At 67.0% G+C, this 19,798-nt stretch carries 26 protein-coding genes; 6 read left to right on the forward strand and 20 right to left on the reverse strand.

The features are described from left to right. Window positions 1-14: 14 nt before the first annotated feature. The 17 genes from C2R25_RS04160 to C2R25_RS04235 all read right to left on the reverse strand — a co-directional run bounded on the left by C2R25_RS04160 (window position 15) and on the right by C2R25_RS04235 (window position 13,385). Window positions 15-2,198 (reverse strand): phage tail protein, encoded by a 2,184-nt coding sequence (locus C2R25_RS04160; protein ID WP_103727977.1) that lies wholly within the window; start codon window positions 2,196-2,198, stop codon window positions 15-17. A gap of 1 nt (window position 2,199) precedes the next feature. After that, the gene (locus C2R25_RS04165; RefSeq protein ID WP_103727978.1) at window positions 2,200-2,622 is read right to left on the reverse strand and encodes a C40 family peptidase; all 423 of its coding nucleotides are present in this window, start codon (window positions 2,620-2,622) and stop codon (window positions 2,200-2,202) included. Continuing rightward, on the reverse strand, window positions 2,619-3,440 hold the full coding sequence (locus C2R25_RS04170) for a DUF2163 domain-containing protein (protein ID WP_103727979.1): 822 nt from the start codon (window positions 3,438-3,440) through the stop codon (window positions 2,619-2,621). The genes C2R25_RS04165 and C2R25_RS04170 overlap by 4 nt, the downstream gene beginning before the upstream one ends. Then, on the reverse strand, window positions 3,437-5,785 hold the full coding sequence (locus C2R25_RS04175; RefSeq protein ID WP_103727980.1) for a DUF2460 domain-containing protein: 2,349 nt from the start codon (window positions 5,783-5,785) through the stop codon (window positions 3,437-3,439). Before C2R25_RS04175 ends, C2R25_RS04170 begins: the two co-directional genes overlap by 4 nt. Window positions 5,786-5,795: 10 nt before the next feature. After that, window positions 5,796-6,371 (reverse strand): tail tape measure protein, encoded by a 576-nt coding sequence (locus C2R25_RS04180; RefSeq protein ID WP_103727981.1) that lies wholly within the window; start codon window positions 6,369-6,371, stop codon window positions 5,796-5,798. Beyond that, window positions 6,364-6,549, reverse strand: coding sequence for a phage tail assembly chaperone (locus C2R25_RS04185; RefSeq protein ID WP_103727982.1), 186 nt, complete (start codon window positions 6,547-6,549; stop codon window positions 6,364-6,366). The genes C2R25_RS04180 and C2R25_RS04185 overlap by 8 nt, the downstream gene beginning before the upstream one ends. Next, window positions 6,546-6,851, reverse strand: a complete 306-nt coding sequence (locus C2R25_RS04190) for a gene transfer agent family protein (protein ID WP_103727983.1) — start codon at window positions 6,849-6,851, stop codon at window positions 6,546-6,548. The genes C2R25_RS04185 and C2R25_RS04190 overlap by 4 nt, the downstream gene beginning before the upstream one ends. Next, window positions 6,848-7,255, reverse strand: coding sequence for a phage major tail protein, TP901-1 family (locus tag C2R25_RS04195; RefSeq protein WP_103727984.1), 408 nt, complete (start codon window positions 7,253-7,255; stop codon window positions 6,848-6,850). Before C2R25_RS04195 ends, C2R25_RS04190 begins: the two co-directional genes overlap by 4 nt. 61 nt (window positions 7,256-7,316) lie before the next feature. Beyond that, window positions 7,317-7,706, reverse strand: coding sequence for a DUF3168 domain-containing protein (locus C2R25_RS04200; RefSeq protein WP_103727985.1), 390 nt, complete (start codon window positions 7,704-7,706; stop codon window positions 7,317-7,319). 3 nt (window positions 7,707-7,709) lie between these two features. Then, on the reverse strand, window positions 7,710-7,871 hold the full coding sequence (locus C2R25_RS20355) for a hypothetical protein (protein WP_158250613.1): 162 nt from the start codon (window positions 7,869-7,871) through the stop codon (window positions 7,710-7,712). Next, a complete protein-coding gene (locus C2R25_RS04205; protein WP_103727986.1) occupies window positions 7,868-8,416 on the reverse strand; it encodes a hypothetical protein in 549 nt (182 codons plus the stop codon). The genes C2R25_RS20355 and C2R25_RS04205 overlap by 4 nt, the downstream gene beginning before the upstream one ends. 70 nt (window positions 8,417-8,486) lie before the next feature. Then, entirely contained in the window at window positions 8,487-9,617 is a 1,131-nt protein-coding gene (locus C2R25_RS04210) for a phage major capsid protein (protein ID WP_103727987.1), read from the reverse strand. Window positions 9,618-9,656: 39 nt separating this feature from the next. Further along, entirely contained in the window at window positions 9,657-10,046 is a 390-nt protein-coding gene (locus tag C2R25_RS04215) for an HK97 family phage prohead protease (RefSeq protein WP_103728568.1), read from the reverse strand. After that, window positions 10,046-10,354 (reverse strand): DUF6127 family protein, encoded by a 309-nt coding sequence (locus C2R25_RS04220; RefSeq protein ID WP_103727988.1) that lies wholly within the window; start codon window positions 10,352-10,354, stop codon window positions 10,046-10,048. Before C2R25_RS04220 ends, C2R25_RS04215 begins: the two co-directional genes overlap by 1 nt. A gap of 15 nt (window positions 10,355-10,369) precedes the next feature. After that, complete coding sequence (locus C2R25_RS04225; protein WP_103727989.1) at window positions 10,370-11,512, reverse strand: phage portal protein; 1,143 nt, start codon at window positions 11,510-11,512, stop codon at window positions 10,370-10,372. 69 nt (window positions 11,513-11,581) lie between these two features. Next, complete coding sequence (locus C2R25_RS04230) at window positions 11,582-12,907, reverse strand: DNA-packaging protein (RefSeq protein ID WP_103727990.1); 1,326 nt, start codon at window positions 12,905-12,907, stop codon at window positions 11,582-11,584. Further along, window positions 12,894-13,385 carry a hypothetical protein gene (locus C2R25_RS04235; RefSeq protein WP_103727991.1) on the reverse strand — a complete coding sequence of 164 codons (492 nt, stop codon included), beginning with the start codon at window positions 13,383-13,385 and terminating at the stop codon, window positions 12,894-12,896. Before C2R25_RS04235 ends, C2R25_RS04230 begins: the two co-directional genes overlap by 14 nt. Before the next feature lie 196 nt (window positions 13,386-13,581). On the opposite strand from C2R25_RS04235, the gene C2R25_RS04240 reads away from it, so the two are divergent. The 6 genes from C2R25_RS04240 to C2R25_RS04265 all read left to right on the forward strand — a co-directional run bounded on the left by C2R25_RS04240 (window position 13,582) and on the right by C2R25_RS04265 (window position 17,690). After that, window positions 13,582-14,220: a YqaA family protein gene (locus C2R25_RS04240; protein ID WP_103727992.1), complete on the forward strand. Its 639-nt coding sequence runs from the start codon at window positions 13,582-13,584 to the stop codon at window positions 14,218-14,220. A gap of 67 nt (window positions 14,221-14,287) precedes the next feature. Beyond that, complete coding sequence (locus C2R25_RS04245) at window positions 14,288-15,247, forward strand: TauD/TfdA family dioxygenase (protein WP_103727993.1); 960 nt, start codon at window positions 14,288-14,290, stop codon at window positions 15,245-15,247. A 4-nt stretch (window positions 15,248-15,251) separates the two neighbouring features. Then, a complete protein-coding gene (locus C2R25_RS04250; protein ID WP_103727994.1) occupies window positions 15,252-16,118 on the forward strand; it encodes an alpha/beta fold hydrolase in 867 nt (288 codons plus the stop codon). A gap of 3 nt (window positions 16,119-16,121) precedes the next feature. Continuing rightward, window positions 16,122-16,637, forward strand: a complete 516-nt coding sequence (locus C2R25_RS04255; RefSeq protein WP_103727995.1) for a nuclear transport factor 2 family protein — start codon at window positions 16,122-16,124, stop codon at window positions 16,635-16,637. Window positions 16,638-16,758: 121 nt separating this feature from the next. Then, on the forward strand, window positions 16,759-17,064 hold the full coding sequence (locus C2R25_RS04260) for an usg protein (RefSeq protein WP_103727996.1): 306 nt from the start codon (window positions 16,759-16,761) through the stop codon (window positions 17,062-17,064). Window positions 17,065-17,141: 77 nt separating this feature from the next. Then, a complete protein-coding gene (locus tag C2R25_RS04265) occupies window positions 17,142-17,690 on the forward strand; it encodes an NADPH-dependent FMN reductase (RefSeq protein WP_103727997.1) in 549 nt (182 codons plus the stop codon). Window positions 17,691-17,729: 39 nt separating this feature from the next. Here the strand turns inward: C2R25_RS04265 and C2R25_RS04270 are convergent, their stop codons facing one another. The 3 genes from C2R25_RS04270 to C2R25_RS04280 all read right to left on the reverse strand — a co-directional run bounded on the left by C2R25_RS04270 (window position 17,730) and on the right by C2R25_RS04280 (window position 19,782). Further along, entirely contained in the window at window positions 17,730-18,995 is a 1,266-nt protein-coding gene (locus C2R25_RS04270; protein WP_199183760.1) for an aminotransferase class I/II-fold pyridoxal phosphate-dependent enzyme, read from the reverse strand. Between the two features lie 7 nt (window positions 18,996-19,002). Beyond that, window positions 19,003-19,242 (reverse strand): acyl carrier protein, encoded by a 240-nt coding sequence (locus tag C2R25_RS04275; RefSeq protein WP_103727998.1) that lies wholly within the window; start codon window positions 19,240-19,242, stop codon window positions 19,003-19,005. 177 nt (window positions 19,243-19,419) lie between these two features. After that, window positions 19,420-19,782, reverse strand: a complete 363-nt coding sequence (locus C2R25_RS04280) for a response regulator (protein WP_103727999.1) — start codon at window positions 19,780-19,782, stop codon at window positions 19,420-19,422. Window positions 19,783-19,798: the final 16 nt, after the last annotated feature.

A 19,798-nucleotide genomic window follows, 5' to 3' on the forward strand; every position in this document is an offset into this window, starting at 1 on the left:
GGTCTCCGATCGATCTATGGCGTCACTCGTCCCAGCAGGAGCGGTGGCGAGAGGGCGTGAGTGCCCGACTGGCGGACATGAAGCGGCATGTCCGACGGGAAAGTCGTCAGCATTCCCGGAGCGAAGGTGATGCGCGGCTCTGCCGTGGCCCAGGTCGCCAGAGGCGCTTCCACAGAGCCCAGCAGGACGAGATAGCGTTCGGCCTGTTCGGTCAGGGGCACATCGACGCCGTCACGCCAGAACCATTCGCCACGCGCCCGCCGCGTCCAGGTGAACACCGTTGCACCGTCGTCCGCTTGCATCCGGCGTGGATGGACAGGCGCCAGCGGCCGCAATGAAAGGCCGGACAGATGGACGGGGCTGGAGACAGGATCGTGATCGCCCCGCCCCAGAGCAAGGATGCGTCGTTCCGGATCGGCGCCGACCGTCTCGGAGGCGATTGGAACGAGACCCCGGCCCAGCAGGACGAAGGGCTCACCCGGCTGGTGCGCGTGCAATGCGCTCTCCGTTCCCGCGCAGCCGCGCACGAAATTGGACAAGCGCCAGCGGCCGCCTCCGAGCGGACACGCGCTGGCGAACTGCACGATTTCCTCGCCGACAAGCGCGCGGTTGTGGCCTTGCGCCAAGGGCAGCGGATCAACGCTCACCAGTTGCATCGTCGGATCGAGCAGCAGGACGTCGAGTTCGGAGGCCCGGTCCAGCAGGAGCGGAGTGGCGGCCGGCAGGATCGTGAGAGTGTCACCGATGACGGCCCGTTTTCGCCCGCTGGGGCCCACCGGCAACATGGCTCCGTCCCCTGTGTCTGCGTAGAGCGCTGCGCCTGACCAGCCTTCACCGGCGGCAGACACCGCAGCGAAGATACGCGGCGCATCGAACTTCGCCGTGGGTTCCAGAGGAAGCTCGAAGGCGACAAGCCGCGTCGCGGGGGCGGGCAGATCCGGAGCCGGATTGCTCCGCCCCGGGTCCGAGGCAAGGTTCGGTCTGGCGTCGGCCCCGGCGGGCAGTGAGCGCTCAAGGCTCAGTTCCACGCCGCTGTCACGCCATTCCCACTCCCTGACCCGCCAGTGGCCGGCAACGCCCGGGACTGCGACCAATGCCCCCGGCGACAGGTCAGGATCCAGTCCGCAACTCCGCCAGGCCACCCGGTCACGCGTCCAGTTGATCCTGCGGGACGCCTTCTCGATCAGGGTGCGGGCAGTGGCGGCTTCGAGGGTGGCTGGGAGTTCGATGGCAGCCGGTTCAGATGACGACGCCGGTCCGCTCGCCCTCTGAAGGCTGGCCTGGTAGTCCCTCTCCAGCTCGTAGTAGCGCAGGATGCCGGGCCGGTTGGCCGCAGGCACCCCGCGGCGGCGGGTGAAGCCGCTTGTTGCTCCGAAGTCTCCGTCGCCGGTTGCGATGGCCGCTTCGGGAAGAGGAAGTACGCTCGCCTGCGTGCGCTGACGCGCGATGACGAGGGCGCTGCCCGCATCTATCTCCAGTGGGATAAGCTGGCCGAACGCCTGAAGATCGTCGGCGGGAGAGCTCTCGCTGGTGTAGCCGAGCACGCCGGGGAGCGGGATCGCGGCGTCGATCGGGCTTTCCGCACCTCCGAGCATATCCTGTAGGGTGAAGTCCGCGTCTGCGATGACTTCAAAGGTGAGGGCCGGGATCCGGTTGTAGAAGCCCGACAAGTCCAGTTCCTCGAACACCACATAGGCGAGCCCGCGATAGGCGGGGCATCGATCCGCACCTTCCGCCGCGACGATCAGCGGATCCGGCGGCTGGTTCCCCGCTCCGGTATGGACGCGCATGGTGCCACCGCACTTCAGGTCACCGCCGGCACCGCGCAGGAGTTGCCCGTCTGCCCAGATCCGGCCGATTGCCTGGATAGGTCGGCTGGCGAGCGCGATCGCGAAATTCGCTGAATAGCGGAAAGTTGAGACGGCGGGGCTTCCCTTTCCTCCACCCTGCACCTCGCTGCGCTCCACCAGATCGGTGGCCCAGATGACCGAGCCCGCCGTGCGCACGCGTCCAAAATGCCTGGGCAGGGGCTGGCCGTAGCTTGAGGTGGTGAAGGCTGTGTCCTTGAGCCGCGGCCCCTGGCGGCGCGTGGAGCCGAACAGCGCGGTATCCACCTGCTGCCCCATGAGCGAGCCGATGGCCCCGCCGACCGGCCCGCCCATGAGCGAGCCGAGACTTCCAAATACAAGTGTCGCCATGTCAGCTCCTTGGCTCAGGGGAGAAGCGCCATCGTCCGGCGCACGGCCATTCAGGTGGAACGGGGCAGAGCACGACCTTGCGCAGACCGCTGTGGGCATGGACCCATTGGGTCGCAGACACCGCGATGCCGAAGTGCAGCTGGCACGGGGAAGGGCGCGCCGCCAAAATGTCCCCGGCCGCGGTCGCGGTGGTGGATGCGGCCACGCCCAGAGACCGGGCCAGGCTGTCGAAGTCGGGATCGATGGTGCTGCGCAGGGTGTAGCCGTTGGGCAGCAGCGGAGCGGCGGGTCGGCCGGTTCGCTCAAGCGCCGCTGCCACTACGCCGAGGCAGTCCAGCCCGGTCTCCGGGTTCCGGCCGTGGAGCCTGAAGGGTATGCCGATCAGGGAAAGCGCCGCCGTTGCCAGGTCTTCGCCCCTCGTCATGCCGGCACCGGATATCGTGTGAGCATGTCGTTGCCGGGAAGAAACGGTTCGCCACGGAAGTTCACTGCGTTGTGAAAGCGCACGGCGCAGGTGTCGAGCGTGCGGTCGCAGCCTTCCTGCAGGAGCACGCGTGTTCCGCACGTGACAGTGTCATCGACCGGCAGGTCGAGCACCAGCCCATTCGCCTCGTCGGCGTTCATGACACCGGCCCACAGCCCTGCTTGCGGTCCGTCGAGCCAGCGCAGGGTGCCGCCAGCGTAGGAGGATCCATCCAGGTGCGCGCTGAAGCGGACGGTGTTTGAGCTTGCATCCACTCCCGCAACAGCAAGCTCGCGGGTGTGCTTCTGTGGGTTGAGATTGCACCCGGGGCCGCAGAAGGAGGCGCGGCAGGACGGGCTGGTGCGGGGCGTCAGGTCGCGCCAGAGCTCGGCCTTGCGGGAAACGAGATCGGCGCTGAAGAGGCCGTCTTCCTGCGTGATGGTGCCGAGTGTTCCTGCGTAAAGCGTAAGCCGCTCAAGGCTTTCCCAATCCACCAGGCCGATTCGCACCTGCGCACCGTCGAACCGTCCGGCGACGAGATCGGCGCCATCGATCGTCTCGTGCGTCAGCGCACCGCGAACTTCGGCGCTGTCGGGTTCGAGGTCGGCGCACTTGCGGATGGAACTCGGCACCATGCCCGGCGAGGCGCGGTGAAGGATGCCGTCGAACCACAGGTCGCGGTCGTGAGAAGTGAAGCCGACGGCGATACCGTCGCGGCGCAGCACTCGCCAGAAGGTCGCTGCCGTTTCAAGCTCTTCGGCGAACCACGTGCGCATCACGGCGCCTCCCGAATTTCGACCAGCGGGACGCTGGGCGCTTCGCCGGCCGCAAAGGCGGCGCTGGAGATCTCCAGCCTGTCTTCGGCGAAACGGACCGGCACGTCGAAGAGGAAGCCCGCGCGCACAACGCTTCCGGGCGGGGGTGCTTCATCGAACCGGACGATGCCGCCCTCCTCCAGCCGCCAGCTGTCGACCTGCGGCGCACCATCGACCGAGATGGTGAGGGATGCCGCGTCGGGGCGGGTGATGCGCCGGACCTGCGCCGAAGCGCCGTCACCGTACCGTTTCACCAGAGCGAAACGGCCTGTCAGGCCGTCGCCCCGGCCAAGCTCCTGATCGTGGGGGCCGGGCGCTCCGGTCATGCCGCTGGAGCTGAAATCGCTCGGGTCGCGCAGGCGAAAGCCCCGTGCCGGACCCCTGCGGGCGCGGAAGAAGGCGATCAGAGCGCCCAATTCCGCTTCGGACCGCACGCCGGGGCCGACATCGAAGCGTAGCCGCGCGTTCGACCACAGGCTGTTGCGCCGCTCGAAGCCGGAGGCGGTGACGGCGACGGTCGTGGAAAATTCGGTCACCACTGCTGCGTCGCGTCCAAGCGCGAGCGGGTACGGTACGTCGTCGAAGGCCTGCATCGGGTCAGCTCCTGAGACCTGCAATCGGGGTTGAGGAAGGCGGACGTAGCCGTCACGTGTGATCTGAGGCAGCGCCCAGACAACGACTTCGTGGTGCGCCCGACCAAGCGCCTCGTCGATGCCTGCATCGATCTGGCGCCACTGGTCGCGCTGCTCGGGGCGGAGGACGAAACCGGCCAGGTAATCCTGCTCCTCGGGCGGGTAGCCCAGCCTTGCATCGACCTCGGCATGAGCGCGCCGTCGGCTGGCGTCGGCCCCGGCGGTGAGCCAGTCGTAATCCTCCACCTGCAGGCGGTCGAACGCGGGCGCGGCCCAGCCAAGCGGCAGGTTGGCCCGCTTCAGCTCGGGCATGTCAGGCGCCAGCAGGGTGGGCGTGAATACCAGCGCCAGCGCTTCGACCGGCCGTGGCGCAACGGCGGCACGGACGGCGCGGATCAGATCCGCCGTGGAAGCGGCAAGCAACGCGCCTGCCTGATCCAGCAGCGCCGTTTGTGCCGGCGAGAGGGGCGCCCGCATGTCCGGTATGGCAGACGGGTTGCCGCCGAAGGCTGCCTTGGCTGCGGCGTCGTAAAGGCAGATCCGGCCGTCGGCGAAGGTCCACCACCAGGGTTCGCCGACCTGAAAGCGGACCGGCGCCTGTGCTTCGGCCATCAGCTGCGCGAAGTCAGCGGCTACAGCCTGCAGCCAGCCCATTGCCGGGCCATTGGCCGGGGAAAGGATCGTGGACGGCGGCTCCCAGCCGGTGAGCGCCGGGTTGCCGTCAAGATCGCGCTGCTTCCATGCTTCGGGGCAATGCTGGTCGAGCAATTCATAAGACAGGGACGCCATCGGGCTCAGCCCCGCGGCGTGGCACTCGGCAAAGAAGGCGCGGTGCCAGGCGATCGTCGGCTGGTTGAGCGTGGCACCATCGGCGCCGGCCAGAAAGGCGTTTTCCACGGCCGCGAGACGGAAAAAGTGGCTCATCCCCACGTAATGGACGACCGACCCGCGATACCCGAGCTGGCGGATGCCGCGAATGAGCCGTGCAGGCGTCTGCACGCCCAGGTCGTCATAGCCCGTGGCGACGGCAAGGCCGTTGGCGGGCATCACGACATCCCCGATGTCAAGCATGGCGCGTGCGCCGTCCGCGACAATCCCGCTCATCTCGAACCAGCCTTCCCTCTCCTGTGGCAGAGGGTCGGGACTGGCGCCGTCGTAATCGGGAGGCGCGAAGGAGAGGAACATGCGCTCGATCGCGCCGGGCCACACGCGGTCGGCATCGGAGGGAAGGCTGTAGCCGCCGTCCAGCGCCGAGAAGTCGATCGAGACGAAGGCGTCCTCGTTCGTTCCGACGGCGTAGTTCCAGAGGCGTACGTACCAAGTGCGCGCCTCATCGTTCTCCGCGCGGCCCTCGATGGTGAGGGTAGGTCCGTTGATGCCGTCAAGCGGTATCAGCCCCTGCGAGCGCCAGCGGAAGGTAAGGGTGGTGTCGGTATAGTCCCGGTCTGCTTTGTAAGCGAGGAGGGGATGGTCGAGCCGGTCGACGCTGTCCCAGACGAGGCCGCCAAGATCAGCCCGCCGCAGGAAAGAGGCTTCCACCCGCAAGGCGTCCGGCGCCGTTGAGATCACCGTCGCCACCATCGGGCGCGGAAAGTTCACCGTCCAGAAGCGCGGATCGAAGCGCATGATCCAGTTCGAAGCCTGCCCTTCCCGGGCCTCTGCAAGCCAGAATGCCATCGGAGTCTCCTCAGTTGGAAAGGGCGCGGCGGATGGCGCTCGCGATCTGGCGGGACGAGCGCTGCAGGGACTGCGGCGTGTCCGACCCGCGCGGGGCGGACAGGTTGATCGCCACGCGCACGTCCCGGCGGGGGGCGGCGCCCGCTTCGATCCGGCCTGCCGACGTGGGCACGAACAGCTCCGGCCCCCTTTCGCCGACCACGTAACCCCGGCCCGGCGAGACATTGCCGCCGGTGGCGCGACCGGGAAGACCACGCAGGTCCAGTGCGCCGGCAAGGATGGAGGCCAGGTCGATGCCGTTGCCGGTGCTGCCGGTCGCGGAGCCGGCCAATCCCGACGCGAGTGTCCGCGCCGCCTCTGCCGCGATCGCATCGAGCACGGAGACGGCGGTGCGCTTCAGATCGTCGAAGCCGAGGTTGCCTTTCCGGATCGGCCCGGCAAGGCCGCGCTCCAGCGCGTCGCCCGCCCGGGCGAAGCCGGAGACGAGATCGCGGTCCACGGCGCCGCGCATCTGCGCGATGTCGCGCGCAAAGCCTTCGGTTCCGGCGCGCACCTCGACAAGGAGGCTGTCCATCTCGTCATCCATGATCGCGCTCCATCAGCGTGTGCAGGGCATCCCGATCCATGCCGGGAGTTTCAGGTGCGAGCAGGCCGAGCGACGCGGCCAATTCGGCGGGGGTGGCGGACCAGAACTCCTGTGGCCGCCAGCCGAGCGATCGGGCGGCAAGCCCGCACAGGGCGAGTGCGCGCGCCGCGAAGTTCACGGCGTTCCCTTGAGGATCTGGGAGAGAAGCACCCGCAGCGGCGCCGCGCAGGCGGCAAGTCCCTGGGCAATGACCGCGTCGCCAACGGCTTCGCGGGTGATGCCGCGCTCCGCCAGGCAGTGCCAGAACAGGGCGGCCATCTCATTGAGGCGCAGTTCGCCCGATCCGGCGCGCTCCACCAGCGCGAACAGCGGGCCAAGTTCCTCCTCTGCGGCAACCAGTGCGGAGAAGCTTGGGCGCAACTGCCGCTGCGCTCCGGCGACGGTGAGGCAGGCTTCGCCTCGCAGCGGGTTGGCGGTCATGCCGGCACCACCTTGCCGGAGCTTTCCAGCTGGAGCGTGTAGTTGCGCTCCCCGTTGAAATCACCTGCGTAGTCGAGCCGCTGGACCAGGAACCGGCCGCGCAGCCGCTCACCGTCCTCGAAGCTGAGTTCGTAGTCGTCCAGAAGTCCCGAAAGGGCATTGGCACGCACCTGCGCTTCGGCCGCGCTGCCAAGGAAGATGCCGGCCGCGCTGACGGACACGGAGCGGACGCCCGCGCCTGACAGCAGCTCGCGCCAGCCGCCGCTTTCCTTTGAGGTAACGACGACCGCATCGCCGGTGACCGACATCTGAGTGGTCCGCAGGCCCGCAACGGTATGGTAACCGGCGGGTAATGCGCCATCGGAAATCTTGAGAAGGAAGGCGCTGCCTTTTTGTGCAGGCATGGATCAAGTCCTTTCGGGTGAGAGAGGAAAGCGGCAAGGAGGATGGAGACGCCGTGCCCGTTCAGGCGGCGAGAAGGCGAAACCGGTATTCGAGCAGCACCGCGCGGCGGTTCTGCGGGCGCTGCTCGGCGCGGGCCCGCAGGAACTGGATGGTGACGATCCGGAAGGAGGGCTGGTCCCGCGGAAGGCTTTCGATCCGCGCCTCGATCAGGGAGACGAGACCGCCTGCGGCGGGCGGAGCGTCGCCCCGGCAGTGGAGTTCGAGGGCGAGGCGCACTTCCCGGCCCCTTGCGGACGTGCAGCTCCAGTCCACGCTCGCGCTGGAGGCGAGGGCAAGCCAGGGCAGGCTTGTCCGCGACGGCGCCTCCTCCACGATGGCGTTGAGGTTTCCAGCAAGGAAGGGGTCGGCGGCAAGCCAGGCGACAAGGGCGGCGCGCAGGGCGATTTCCATGAGCTATCCTCTTCCGAAAAGCGGCCAGAGCAGGTTCGCCCGGCGCCAGTGACGTTCATCCTGCTGCCGCACGAGGCGCAGGGCGGTGACGCGGGCGGTCGCAGCGGCGGCGGCACGCACCGTCAGGCGCCGGGCAAGGGCTTCGAAGTCGGTGGCGGCTTTCATGCGAGCCGTATCCGCCGCCAGGGGCGCCACAGCGCTGCGACAGATGCAGGCGGCAGCGGAGCCGCTCCGTCACCGTCCCGCGCACGATGCTGGTGAGCGGCGAGGCGCACGATGCCATGGCGCAGGCCTTCGGGAAGCCTGCCCCACTCAGGGGCGAGACCGGCTGTGAAACGGACCACCGCGCGCGTGCCTTCCACGGGTGCGGACAGGCGAATCCGGCCTGAACCGTCGGCAAGAAGGTCGGTTTCCCACGCGCCCGGAAGAAGGGGTGTTCGCGTGCCATCGGCAGCGACGCTCATCACCGATGCGACGGCGTGCACGGGCCGCGTGGCCAAGTGATGCCAGCCTGCGCAGACCGGAAGCGCCTCCTCGCACTCAGCCTCCAGGGGCAGGGCGCCGGTGAAGGCCTCGCAGACGTCAAGCGCGGCCGTGAGCAGCGCGGTGAGCGGCGCATCGTCGACTGCGGTGGTGATGCCGAGCCACTGCTTGAGTTCGGCAAGCGCCGAGGATGGCAGCGCGGCCGGGGTGAGGATGACTCGCTTCATGAGTGTCTCCGATCTGAACTACGGGGTGGACGGTGCGCCCGCGCCCGTGGCGGCGCGGGCGGTCGACCGATCAGGCGGAGATGCGCAGCAGCTTGATGGCGTCGGAATCGAGAACCTGCCCGCCGATCCGCTTCGTCGCGTAGAAATGGACGAAGGGCTTGTTGGTGAACGGATCGCGCAGGATCGCCGTCGCGGTGCGTTCCGCGATGAGATACCCGGCGCGGAAGTTGCCGAAGGCGATGGGCAGGGCGTTGGCCGCGATGTCCGGCATGTCCTCGGCCTCGACCACCGGATAGCCGAGCAGGCGGTTCGGCTGGCCTTCCATCAGCCCCGGCTGCCACAGGAACGACCCGTCCGCGGCCTTCAGCTTGCGGACCTGAGCCAGGGTTTTCGAGTTCATCACCCAGCTCGCCCCCTGACGGTGCCCGGCCTTCAGGGAATGCACGAGGTCGATCAGCTTCAGTTCGGGTGAGGTATCGAAGCCGGCGGCGTTGCCCGAAAGGACATGCTGCAGGGTTCCGAAGGCGCGCGTCCCGTCCACCGCGGCGCTGGTGGTGCCGGCAAGGAAGCCGCGCGGCTGGTTCGTGCCGGTGCCGCTGACGAACGCAGCACCCTCGGCCCGCGCGAACTCCATGGCGATTTCATCCGCCAACCAGGATTCGATGTCGAACGCGGCGTCGTCGAGCATCGCCTGGCTGGCCGCCGGGTTGGCGTAGAGCTCACCGGACGGCGGCGCGATTTCGGCGAAGACCGGAGTGGCCGTTTCCGGGCGGACGGCGGTTTCGCTCACCCAGCCCGAGGCGGTGCCGCCGGTCGTGATCAGCTTGCGGTAGCCAGCCGAACCGGTCTGCACGACCTGTGCGATCGCGCGGATGGGGCTGATATTCTTCAGCCGTGCCGAGATGAGCGCGTCGATTTCACGTGGAACGCAGTACCCGCCGTCGGCGGCAACCGTGCCCGAAAGCGATTTGAGTTCGGTCTCGCGGCCGGCCCGCAGGTAGCCCTGCACGAAGCTCTTGACCTCCAGGCTTGGCGCGCCTTCGATCAGCGGGCGGGCCGCTGCGCGCGAGACGCGGTCCAGCCGGGCTTTGACGTCGTCGACATCGCCGCGCAGGGCGGTGACGGCAGCGTCGGTGGCATCCTGGCGGGCGACAAGGTCGAAGGACGCGTCGAGAGCCTCTACGGAAGATGGGGATTCCATGGAGCATTCACCTTTCGTTGGTGGGGAAAAGGAAGTGGATCAGGCGATCAGGTGCACGCGGGCGCCATGCTGCATCGGGTGCGTCACGAGGCTGACCTCGAAGAGGTCGAGGTCGAGCAACTCGCGTCCGTGCGGGGACTTCCGGGCGGCGCGTGCGCGGTAGCCGAAGGAGAGGCCGGTCACCGCGCCGCGCTTCAGCGCCAGTCCCGCCGCGCCGGACGGGTTGTCGACGGTGGCGACGACCCGCAGCCCGCGTGCATCTTCAGCGGCGGTCTCGATCCAGCCGATGCGAAGGTCCGCGCGGTGCTGCCAGAACAGCGGCAGGGGCTCGCCCCGCTCCGCCAGCGAGCGGGCGAATGCGCCGGGGCGGATGACGTCGCGGCCGGCGTCCGGCGTGCCGAACAGCGCGGCGTAACCGGCCAGGCGCATCATCGCAGCAGCTCCGTCGCGCCGAGCCGCACGGTCAGCCCAAGCAGCAGCAGAGCCAGTGCGCCGCGCACGATCCAGCTGAACACCGTTCGGCGTGCGGTGGACTTCGCGTCGCGCCAGGCCTGGAGCAGTTCGCGCAACTCGCTCACGTCCTGCGGCGCTGTTGCATCGTCAAGCCCGATCCGCGCGAGCATGCGCCGCGCACCGAGTTCGCTCGCCTCCTCGACGATGGCCCGCAAAGTGACGAGGGTTCCGCCTTCCGCCGTCGCCTGGGCAAGAAGCCCGGCAAGCATATCATTGGAGTTCATGATTTGTTCTCCGATCTAGAGGCCGAGAAGGGCACGCTTTTCCGCGCTGTCGAGGAAATCGGCGGCACTGACCTGCGCCCAGAGCCGCTCGCGGTCTTCCGCAAGGGCAGGGACGCGGTCGAGGTCAATGGCGAGGGTCGCCTCGGGAAACCACGGGGTGAGCGCCTCGCCCAGAGCGCAAAGGATCTTCCCGGCGAGAGGCAGCAGGGTCAGACGCCAGAGAGCGCGGTTCGCTTCCCTGTAGTTGTTGTAGGTGGCGTCTCCCGGCAGGCCGAGCAGCATGGGCGGAACACCGAAGGCGAGCGCGATGTCCCGGGCGGCCGCAGCCTTGAGCGTCGCGAAGTCCATGTCCGCCGGGGTCATCGCCATCGCCTGCCAGGAGAGGCCGCCTTCCAGCAGCATCGGCCGTCCCGCGTTGGCGGTTCCGGCGTAGGCCGTGGACAATTCCGCCTTGAGCCGATCGAACTGATCGGTCGTGAGGGCCGCGCCGTCTCCACTGTCGTAGACCAGCGCACCGGACGGACGCGCCGCGTTCTCCAGCAGCTGCCGGTTCCAGGCCGAGGCGGCGTTGTGCGTGGCGATCGCTTCGTCCGCAGCGCACAGGCACCCGGCGCCGTAGTGGTCATCGCCGGGGTGGAAGTGGCGGATGTGGATCACGTTTGCGGATGCATCTTCATCCAGCAGCGGAAGCGACAGGCGGCGCCCTGCGACGTCGTAGGCATAAGCGGCCGGCCAGCCATCATCCCCGGCCACCACGCTCACGCGCTCGGGTCGCAGCGCGAACAGCTCGACAGGGACGCCGCGCGCGTCCTTCATGACCTGCACGTAGGCGTTGCCGTGCAGCAGAAGGTGAGAGGCGAGCGTTTCCAGCAGGGACTGGCCCGCGCTGGTCTCAGCGATGAGCGCCGCCAGCCGGGGCTCGACCGGCTTCAGAGGAGCGCCCGCAATGCCTTCGGCGACGAGGCGGACCGCACGCTGCGCCACCGGGTTTTCCAGATAGGCCCGGCGTACAGCCTGACCGTAGTCGAACGGCGCACGGCCGCTTTGCGCAAAACCCGTGTTCTGGGCGAACAGCCACGGCGAGGCGGCGCCACGGGCAAGGGGCACGCGGGAACTCCCACCCTTGAAGGCGGCGGCAAGAGAGGCGATGAAGGACACGGCAGGTTCCTTTCGAGATCAATATCAGGGGAGAAGGCGCTGCTTCGCGGGTGCTCCGCTGTCTTTATGTCAAGCCACCCGGACACGCGGCTCCGCCGCCTTGCCCAGCAGCAGTTCGGTCAAGGCCCAGACCAGTGCGTCCGCCCTGTCCGGGGACCGTCCCGGCCCCTGATAGGCGCCGCCGGCGACGAGCCCGCAAAGCTCATCCTCCAGCGCGGGAAATGTGCCGGCGTGATGCACGCGCCCGGCTTCGTACAGGGCGGCGACAGGCTCGGCCCGGGCCGCCTTGCCGCGGCTGGCGTGGACCAGACGCAGCGGCAGTGAAAGCTGCGCCGCGCGAAGGACCGAGCCCACCATGGCGCCGCCCTGGTTGGCTTCGGCGACCACCCGCTCGGCGTTCCAGGCTTCGGCCGTGACGGCGACGGCGCGCGCCCAGCGTTCCGGCCCCGCCTTCTTCACCGAGGCATCGGCAAGGATATGGGCCGAGCCGTCCTGCGAGAGCCCCGCCACGACGATGCCGCAAGCGTCACCGTGAGAGGATGCCGGCGGATCGACCCCGACGACGACGCGCACCAGATCCGGTGTGCGCTCATTCCGGCAGGCCTCAATCAGCGACCGCGTCCACAGAGCACCCTCGATATCGGCGATCAGTTCGCCGTCGAGCTCCTGTCTTCCGAGCAGCGAGCGGCCGAAGCTGCGGCGCATGTCGGTAAGGAACTGCGCGGGCAGATTCGCGCGGTTGTCCTCCGTCCGGCCGCGTGTGATCGCCACTTCTTCCTGCGGCATTCCGAGCAGGCGCTGAACGAGCGGCACCGCGCGCGGTGTGGTCGTCGCAAGGGCGCGCTGGCGTTCGCCAAGCCGCAGGCCAAGCAGCAGATTGTCCCAGGCCCCCGTGGCCCTTCCCGAGGCATTGTCCCACTTGGCGATCTCGTCGCACCAGGCGTGGCTGTGCTGCGGGCCGCGAAGGGCTTCGGGCTCCTGGGCGGAGTACAGCACCGCCTGCGCGCCATTGGGCCAGACCAGCCGGCGCAGCGAAGGCTCGAAACGCGGGCGGTGGCGGCGCGGGCAGACCGACAGAAGGCCGCTTTCGCCCTCCACCATGACGGCGCGCACTTCGGGCAGTGTTGCCCCAACAAGAGCGATGCGCGCCGCCGGATCGGCGTCCGCAATGGTGCGCACCCATTCGGCGCCCGCTCGCGTCTTGCCGAATCCCCGGCCCGCCATGATGAGCCAGGTTCGCCAGTCCCCTGCCGGGGCAAGCTGCTCCGCGCGCGCCCAGAGCCGCCAATGAGTCTCAAGCTCCTCCTGCTCCTTGTCGCTGAACTTGCGCAGTTCGGCCCGGCGTTCTTCCAGCGGCAGCGCCTCCAGAGTCGCGAGCTGATCACTGATCTGCATGCGAGGGCGCCTCCGTCTCCGCCGGCGCGGCGAGGCGGCGTTGCTTGATCTTCTCGATCTTGGCGTTGATCGCCTCGATGATCGCTTCTGAATTGCGGTTTTCGATCACCGCCCGCTGGCGGGTGGCGCTTTCCCGATGCGCGACGAGGAGGCGCAGGGCCGTGGCGTTGTCGAAGACGCGGGTTCCCCGCTTCGCCCCGGCGGCCGGCTTGATCTCGCCCTCGCGGAGACGGTGGAGGAGGTTCATCTCCAGAAGGTCGTACCCTTCGCAGAGCGCCTCCTGCCATTCCCGGTAGAACACGGGATCGCTGCGGCGCACCTCGTAGACGCGGGTGGTGCTGATCCCGGCGGTGCGAGCCGAAGCCGCCACGTTGGAGGTTGCAGCCAGTTCGGCGAGGAAGATGCGGCGCCAGCTTCGGGCAGGCGCGTCGGTATGGCCCGCAGGCGCACGCCGGCGAGGAGGGCTCTTGTCCGCCATGAGCTGTTCCGTTCCAGAAGATTGGGGAGGCGAGATCAGCCGGGGGAACCCGGCCGGTGCTGCAATGTTCACGATATGTACCGTTCTGGCGTGCTGTTGTCAAGCAAAAATAACCTTATTGGTTAGGCTCTGCCTCTTGTCCGTCTTCCGCCGCCCCTCTAGGCAGGGCGCGATCACACCCGGGGGATTCTTGAAGATGCTGCGCCGCCTCTACGAATGGACTATGGCCAAGGCGGCGCACCGCCACGCCGAGTGGTGGCTGGCGATCTTCGCCTTCATGGAGGCGAGCTTCTTCCCGGTGCCGCCGCATCCGCTGCTGGGCCTCATGTGCCTGGCCGAGCCGAAGAAGGCGCTGCGCTTCAGCCTGATCGCCACGCTGGCGTCCGTCGTCGGCGGGCTGCTGGGCTACGCGATCGGCCACTTCGCCTACGAGGCGTTCGGTGAAGCCATGCTGCGCGCGCTGGGGCTGGCGGACAGCTTCCCCAAGGCCGCGTGCTACCTGCGCGATTATGGCGCGGAGATCATCATCGTGAAGGGCGCCACCCCTATCCCGTTCAAGCTCCTGACGATCACCGCCGGGTTCATTGGCATGAACCTCATGGTGTTCCTGGGGGCCTCGCTTGTGTCACGCTCGATCAGCTTCATGATCGTGGGTGTGCTGTTCCGTTTGTTCGGCGCACCGATCAAGGCGGTGATCGACAAGCATCTGGGCAAGGTCACGGCGGCCTTCGCGGTTGCCGTGGTCGCCGGTTTCCTCGCTCTGGCGTTCCTCGGCGGCGGGGCGGAGGAGACCAGCGAGAAGTGCGCCTCGGCTGTGGCGGCAAAAACCGCTTGAGCGCTTGGCCCCGGCGGGGCGCTCGATCTAGCTTCTCTCCCGAAGAGCGATTGGGAGAGTCGAGGCAGTGTCGTCATTCACCACACGTCCGTTGCAGGACAATCTTCCGTTCGGCCTGCGCATTGGCGGACTGACTCTTGGCCAACTGCAGCACAAGGCCGTTCGGGACGACATCGACGCGCTTTTCGTCAAGCACGGCATGATCGTTTTTGAGGACGTCGAACAGACGGACGAGATGCAGCTGGCGATCTCAAGCTGCTTCGGACCGTTGAAGGAACACCCGGTCAAGGGCGTCAGCCGCGTCGATTCGAACCGCATGCCCGGTGTCATAGAAATCCGAAGCCAGCGCGGCCGCGGCGTCGTGGAGGTGGACGGGCGGCAGGTGTCGCATTGGCTGCCGTGGCACTTCGATCACTGCTACAACGACGAACTGAACCGTGCGGGAGTTCTGCGGTCGGTAGAACGGGTTGAGGAAGGCGGCATCACCGGCTTCTTGGACGGGGTGGCCCTGTACGAAGCCTTCCCCGCCCGGTTGCGGGACCGGATCGAGAGGGCGCAGATCGTCTATCGTCTGGAAACACAGTTCGACCAGCTGAAGTTCGGCCGTCCCGAACAGTATCGCATGATTGAGCCCAAGCCGATGCCCGCCGGTTTCGCCGAGCAGGTCGCAGCCATGCCGCGCGCAATTCATCCTGCGGTCTGGACCCGGCCGACAGGGGAAAAGGTCCTCCACGTTTCCCCGTATATGGCGCAGGGCATCTTGGGCAACGAGACACCGGAAGGGGATGCGCTGCTGGAGGAGGTGTGCCAGGAGATCAACCGGCTCGGCACCCTGTGTTCCTATCACCACAAGTGGCGGCCCGCCGATATGGTGATCTGGGACAACCTGCGCATGCTCCACTGCGTGTCCGGGAACAACCCGGAGGAGGAGCGGCTGATGTACCGCACAACGATCAGCGGGGACTACCGGCTGGGCCGTTGGGAGACTGCACCCGGTGCGGCGATGGCGGCGGACGCGATGGTCTGAACGGATGCCAAAGATCGATGTGAACGGCCTTGCGATCGACTATGAACTGATCGGAGACGAAGGTGGGCGGCCGCTGGTGTTGACACCGGGCGGTCGCTACCCGCGCGACACCGCAGGTGTCCCGGAACTTGGGGCGAAACTGGCGGAAGGCGGCTACCGCGTCCTCCTGTGGGACAGGCCGGGATGCGGGGCCTCGGATATCGCGTTCACGGCGCCGAGCGAGTCGGTGATGAACTGCGAGGCGCTGGTTGGACTGATCGACGCCCTGAGTCTTCGGGATGTCACACTGGTGGGAGGGTCGGCAGGGTCCCGCGTCACTCTCATGGCGGCTGCCCGCCAGCCTGCGAACGTGCGCCAGATCGCCATCTGGTGGATTAGCGGCGGCCCCGTCGGTCTTGCGGGGCTGGCGTGGTTCTACTGCGGGGACCAGATCGCTGCGGCGAGCAAGGGCGGCATGGAGGCGGTCGTCCAGCTTCCGAGCTGGGCCGATCAGATCGCCCGCAATCCACGGATTCGCAGCATCCTTATGGCTCAGGACCCTGACGCATACATCGCGACCATGCAGCGGTGGGGCAAAGCTTTCGCCTATTCCGACGAATCGCCCGTGCCAGGGATGACTGCGCAGGACTTTGCGCGGCTGACGATGCCGGTCCTGACGTTTCGTTCGGGCAAGAGCGACATGGCGCACACACGCGAAACCTCGGAATGGGTCCATCACCTCCTGCCGAACTCCACACTGGTGGAGCCGCCATGGGGCGACCAGGAATGGAACTGCGTCTCGACCTTCCCGGTCGATCCCGCGAACCGTCGCGGACGTTTCGAACGATGGCCGCTCCTGGCCCCCCTGCTGCTGGACTGGTTGAAGGCCTGACCGATGGACCTTGCCAAACTTGCCGACCGTTACACCATCCATCAGGTGCTGCTGCGTTATGCCCGGGGGCTGGACCGGCTCGACAACGAACTGGTCCGCTCCTGCTACTGGGACGATGCGATAGAGGATCACGGGCACTTCGTCGGGTCACCGGACGATTTCATCGCCTGGGCCGATGGCACGACGCTGATGTTCGAGACGACGCAGCACGCTATCCTCAATCACGTCTGCGATCTTCAGGGCGACGAAGCCTTCTGCGAGACCTACTATCATTTTTCAGGGGTCACGGCTGAGGGACCGAACTTCATGTCCACCGGCAGGTATGTCGATCACTTCTGCAGGCGGGACGGCGAATGGCGCATCGCCAACCGCGTCACCATCGTGGAGGGAACCTACGATGTGCCGAAGGCGGCGCATGCACCGGCCAGCCCGTATTCCGCTAACGAGCCTTCACAGGCGCGACGGGACCGCAGCGATGTCAGCTATCATCGCCCGCCGCTGCCCCGTCGACCACGCTAGGCCCCATCGCTCCATCCATCCGCCCGGTGAATGCGTAGCTGTTGCGGTCACTTGACTGCCGTTCGCTCTGTGTCATCCTCCTCACGCTGCGCCGCAAGGTGGCGGCGCCGGAAGGAGGGCTATGGCTGGTCGTTCTGTTCGAGCATCGTCGGATTTCCGCGCTTCTGCAGATTTCCTGAGGCAGTTGGAGGGGTACGGTCTGACGACCGTCGAAATCCACTACTTCCTGCCGGATCATCCCAGCTTCCTCCAGCTCTTCGCCTTCCAGCAGTATGATGTGGCTCCACGTTTTCCGGTGCTGCGCGACTTCCTGGACTACTGGACGCGAGAGATCGAAGGACCGCTGCATTCCGTCCGCGTCGCGCACAGGAAGCTGATCGGCCCGCAGGAGTGGCAGGCGGTGGACGGGATCATCTCTATCCACTGATGGACAGGAACCGTCGCGGTGCTCGGCGGTCCGTACCCGGATACCGCGACGGAACGGCACCGCGACGAGGAGAAGCCATGTCAAAGATCGCCATCATTATCGGCAGCCTGCGCGAAGGATCGTACAACCGCCGACTGGCCGAAGCCCTGACACGGCTGCCGGCTGCACAGGGCCACGACTTCACCTTCGCCCAAATCGGGGCTTTGCCGCTCTACAACCAGGATGACGATGACGATCAGGCGGAACCCGTCATGACGCTGAAGGCGCTGGTGTCCGGCTCGGACGGTGTCCTGTTCGTCACGCCGGAGTACAACCGGTCAATTCCCGGCGTGCTCAAGAACGCGCTGGACCATGCCTCGCGGCCCTATGGACAGAGCGCCTGGGCCGGGAAACCGGCGGGTATCACCGGCGTGTCGATCGGGGCCATCGGCACGGCTCTGGCGCAGCAGCACCTGCGCAATATCCTGGCCTATCTCGACATGCCGACGCTCGGTGCGCCCGAGGCGTTCCTGCAGTGGAAGGATGGCCTTCTCAATGACGATGGCACGGTGGGCGCCCAGTCGTCCGAGTTCCTGAACGGCTGGATGCAGGCCTTTTTGGACTACGTAGATCTTCATTCGGTCTGAGCCGTTTCCCCCGCCTCGGGGGCGGGGGAAGGTTCGTCCTCAGCCCAGGATACCCACGGCCTCGCCGGCGCGGGTGAACATGCCGATGATCTGCTGCACCTGCTCGGCCGAATGTTCGGCGCAGAGCGAGCAACGCAGCAGGGTCATGTTCGCGGGCGTTGCCGGCGGGCGGGCGAGATTCACGTAAAGGCCCTCCCGCAGCAGCGCTTCCCACATCATCGCGCCGCGCTCCAGATCGGGCATGATGACCGAGATGATCGCGCTCTGCGGTTCGGTCGTGCCGAGCTGGAAACCTGCGTCCGTCAGCCCCTTGTGCAGCGTGCGCGAGCTATCCCAGAGGTGCGCGCGCTTCTCGCTGGCCGTCATCAGCTTGCGAATCGAGGTCGTGGCGGTGGCGACGACGCTCGGCGGCAGGCTGGCGGTGAAAACGTAGGGGCGGCAGACCAGACGCATGATTTCGAACTTGGGGTGGTTCGAGACACAGAAACCGCCGACGGTGCCGACTGACTTCGAAAACGTGCCGATCACGAAGTCGACGTCGTCGAGGCAGCCCTGCTCCTCGGCCACGCCGCGCCCGTTGGGGCCGATAAAGCCCATGGAGTGCGCCTCGTCCACCAGCACCATGGCGCCGTACTTCTTTGCGACGGCGATCATTTCCTTCAGCGGGGCGATGTCGCCCAGCATCGAGTAAACGCCTTCGAGCACGACCAGCTTGCCCGCGCCTTCGGGAATGCGCTTCAGGCGCTTTTCCATCGCCTCTATGTCGTTGTGCTTGAACGGCACGACCTCGGCGTCGCCCATCTTGCAGCCATCCCAGATCGAGGCGTGGCTGTCGATGTCGAGGACGATGTAATCGCCCTTGCCGGCAATGGTCGATATGATCCCGAGGTTGGCCTGGTAGCCGGTCGAGAACACCATGGCGTGCTTCATGCCGTAGAAGTCGCATAGCGCTTCCTCGACCGCCTTGTGGCCTGCGTACGTGCCGTTCAGCACACGGCTGCCGGTGGTGCCGGCGCCGAAATCGTCGAGCGCCTGCTTGCCCGCCGCGATCACGTCGGGGTCGAAGGTCATGCCCATGTAGTTGTACGTGCCCAGCAGGATCGTCTCGCGCCCGTTGCACATGGCGACGGTCGGAGAGATCACGCGCTCCATAACGAGGCCGAACGGATCGGTCACACCGGTGGAGAGCAGGTCCGAGCGCATCTTGATGAGCGGGTCGAACTTGCTGAACAGATCGCGGTCCCCGGTCATGTCGCCGCCCTCTACGGTCTGCGGCTGGTCGGGCTGGCTAACGGCCTCGGTCATCGTGCGCTCAACCCTGAAGCTTGACCACGGCGTCGACGAGCTGGCCGTAGGTCTCAATCTCGGCCTGCGCGTTCATCGAGATGATGATGTCGAACTCGTCCTCGATGGCGGCGACGAAGTCCATCACGGTCAGGCTGTCGAATTCCAGGTCGTCGGTGAAGCGGGTGGTGTCGTCGATGGCGATGCCCTTCTTGTTGAAAGGTTCGATCAGCGCGGCGATGCGGGCCGAGGTCTCTTCGCGGTCCATGGGTCTTAACTCCGAAAGCGTCGGGCGGCTCTCTCGCCGCGAATTGCGGCGCAAAAGCGGCGCAGGTGTATCATGTCAAGGCGGGAATGGCTTGAGATGCGCTACGTTTGCGTCCTGTGTCTTTCCGGTCGCCGCCGAGCGGCAGAACGCGAGATGCCGGCTGTCGCCGCCGTCGGCTTACAGCAGCGCCCGGACCGCCTGCATGAAAGGACCAATCGAAACCGGTTTCGCCAGATAGCCTTCCGCTCCAGCTTCCCGGATACGCTCCTCGTCGCCCTTGCCGGCGTAGGCGGTCACGGCCAGCACCGGAATGGCACGCAGGACGGGATCCTTCTTAGCCGTCTCGATCAGGTCCAGCCCCGAGACGTTGGGGAGCTGGATGTCCATGATGATGAGATTGGGCACGAACTGGCGCGCCCGTTCCAGGGCGTCCAGACCATCGGCGCACGGCTCCACCGCGTACCCTTGACTGCGGAGCACGTCGCAAAACAGCTTCCGGTTAAGATCGTTGTCCTCGACAACGAGGATTCGCTTTGCCATTCGACGCCCTGATGAC

This window comes from Novosphingobium sp. HII-3 (genome assembly GCF_002916655.1).
GTDB lineage: Bacteria > Pseudomonadota > Alphaproteobacteria > Sphingomonadales > Sphingomonadaceae > Novosphingobium > Novosphingobium panipatense.

Coding starts and splice junctions, on each gene's coding strand:
- C2R25_RS04190 (WP_103727983.1), bottom strand. CDS start 6,851: ATGACCGCCAACCCGCTGCGAGGCGAAGCCTGCCTCACCGTCGCCGGA.
- C2R25_RS04210 (WP_103727987.1), bottom strand. CDS start 9,617: ATGGAATCCCCATCTTCCGTAGAGGCTCTCGACGCGTCCTTCGACCTT.
- C2R25_RS04255 (WP_103727995.1), top strand. CDS start 16,122: ATGGACCTTGCCAAACTTGCCGACCGTTACACCATCCATCAGGTGCTG.
- C2R25_RS04215 (WP_103728568.1), bottom strand. CDS start 10,046: ATGCGCCTGGCCGGTTACGCCGCGCTGTTCGGCACGCCGGACGCCGGC.
- C2R25_RS04180 (WP_103727981.1), bottom strand. CDS start 6,371: ATGGATGACGAGATGGACAGCCTCCTTGTCGAGGTGCGCGCCGGAACC.
- C2R25_RS04165 (WP_103727978.1), bottom strand. CDS start 2,622: ATGACGAGGGGCGAAGACCTGGCAACGGCGGCGCTTTCCCTGATCGGC.
- C2R25_RS04235 (WP_103727991.1), bottom strand. CDS start 13,385: ATGGCGGACAAGAGCCCTCCTCGCCGGCGTGCGCCTGCGGGCCATACC.
- C2R25_RS04270 (WP_199183760.1), bottom strand. CDS start 18,995: ATGACCGAGGCCGTTAGCCAGCCCGACCAGCCGCAGACCGTAGAGGGC.
- C2R25_RS04195 (WP_103727984.1), bottom strand. CDS start 7,255: ATGCCTGCACAAAAAGGCAGCGCCTTCCTTCTCAAGATTTCCGATGGC.
- C2R25_RS04220 (WP_103727988.1), bottom strand. CDS start 10,354: ATGAACTCCAATGATATGCTTGCCGGGCTTCTTGCCCAGGCGACGGCG.
- C2R25_RS04265 (WP_103727997.1), top strand. CDS start 17,142: ATGTCAAAGATCGCCATCATTATCGGCAGCCTGCGCGAAGGATCGTAC.
- C2R25_RS04175 (WP_103727980.1), bottom strand. CDS start 5,785: ATGGCATTCTGGCTTGCAGAGGCCCGGGAAGGGCAGGCTTCGAACTGG.
- C2R25_RS04275 (WP_103727998.1), bottom strand. CDS start 19,242: ATGGACCGCGAAGAGACCTCGGCCCGCATCGCCGCGCTGATCGAACCT.
- C2R25_RS04250 (WP_103727994.1), top strand. CDS start 15,252: ATGCCAAAGATCGATGTGAACGGCCTTGCGATCGACTATGAACTGATC.
- C2R25_RS04230 (WP_103727990.1), bottom strand. CDS start 12,907: ATGCAGATCAGTGATCAGCTCGCGACTCTGGAGGCGCTGCCGCTGGAA.
- C2R25_RS04200 (WP_103727985.1), bottom strand. CDS start 7,706: ATGGAAATCGCCCTGCGCGCCGCCCTTGTCGCCTGGCTTGCCGCCGAC.
- C2R25_RS04160 (WP_103727977.1), bottom strand. CDS start 2,198: ATGGCGACACTTGTATTTGGAAGTCTCGGCTCGCTCATGGGCGGGCCG.
- C2R25_RS04205 (WP_103727986.1), bottom strand. CDS start 8,416: ATGAAGCGAGTCATCCTCACCCCGGCCGCGCTGCCATCCTCGGCGCTT.
- C2R25_RS04280 (WP_103727999.1), bottom strand. CDS start 19,782: ATGGCAAAGCGAATCCTCGTTGTCGAGGACAACGATCTTAACCGGAAG.
- C2R25_RS04240 (WP_103727992.1), top strand. CDS start 13,582: ATGCTGCGCCGCCTCTACGAATGGACTATGGCCAAGGCGGCGCACCGC.
- C2R25_RS04260 (WP_103727996.1), top strand. CDS start 16,759: ATGGCTGGTCGTTCTGTTCGAGCATCGTCGGATTTCCGCGCTTCTGCA.
- C2R25_RS20355 (WP_158250613.1), bottom strand. CDS start 7,871: ATGAAAGCCGCCACCGACTTCGAAGCCCTTGCCCGGCGCCTGACGGTG.